At 60.4% G+C, this 222-nt stretch carries 1 protein-coding gene; it reads right to left on the bottom strand.

Annotated features, from left to right (window positions below):
• Positions 1-222, bottom strand: a 222-nt coding sequence (locus PPOP_RS10535) for an IS66 family transposase (RefSeq protein WP_042228390.1), incomplete at both ends; no start/stop codon positions are given.

Raw genomic sequence — 222 nt, 5'->3', positions numbered from 1 at the left:
CACAACGGGCAGCAGCCAGTGCTCTGCGCCGTAGATCATCCAGTTCGCCATCGTTTGCCGGGACAAGGGATAACCTAAACGGGTCCATTCATGTTCCTGCCGGTAGAGCGGCTGGCTGCTCACGTATTTTTGGCACATCACATGCGCCATCGCCGATGGCGAGGCCAGGCTGCCCGGATAGGCGGGCCGAGGCATTGGAGCCGTCACAATCGGCGTATGTAG

It is taken from the genome of Paenibacillus popilliae ATCC 14706, assembly GCF_000315235.1.
Classification (GTDB): Bacteria; Bacillota; Bacilli; order Paenibacillales; family Paenibacillaceae; genus Paenibacillus_B; species Paenibacillus_B popilliae.
Note: the sequence above shows the minus strand (reverse complement) of the source record. Positions and strands in the feature narration are given on the sequence as shown.